Genomic DNA, 569 nt, shown 5'->3' on the forward strand with positions numbered 1-569 from the left:
TGTGTCATTGAAACCCCGCCCAAAGCCGCTCCGTAAGTTGTGGAGGGGTATGCGACCAGTGGTGGCCGCCGATCTCCGGGCGGCAGCGCCACGGCAAGATCAAGCACCTCGTAGGGCCGACCGCGGCGACAGCCGGTGAAACGTCGCGGCGACAGCCGGCCGCAGAGAACGCTCGCGTCCTGGGCTGCCGCACACATGCCGTCCACTTGTGCGCCTCCCTCGCAGCCCGTCAGCGGGCTTTCATGACCGAACTGGTACCAGCCACGGCTGCGACGTTGTCACAGGGCAAAGCACTATCCGGTCTATTGCCCAGTAAGAGGCGAATTTACCTCTATGCGTTACGTCGCCTATTCCCAGCCACCCGAGGCCACTTGATGACTAAAACCACGATCAGCACCGAATGCGTAACACTCGGTAGGCAGATACACGCATCTGACATGTCCGACACGGCTTTTGCGCTGCTCGATGAGCGGGGGACGGTCCTCGCGTGGACGCAGGCCGCGCAGCACCTTGTCGGCTACTCCGCCAGGGAGGTGGTGGGCCGGTCTGCCGCGATGCCCAGCCCGAGC

General features: G+C 64.0%; 1 protein-coding gene. It reads left to right on the forward strand.

Annotated elements, in window-relative coordinates; genetic code table 11:
• Window positions 1-437: 437 nt before the first annotated feature.
• On the forward strand, window positions 438-569 hold a 132-nt coding region (locus VXC91_RS46715), incomplete at its 3' end, for a PAS domain S-box protein (protein ID WP_329513381.1).

Source organism: Streptomyces chiangmaiensis (assembly GCF_036281785.1).
GTDB classification, from domain to species: Bacteria; Actinomycetota; Actinomycetes; order Streptomycetales; family Streptomycetaceae; genus Streptomyces; species Streptomyces chiangmaiensis.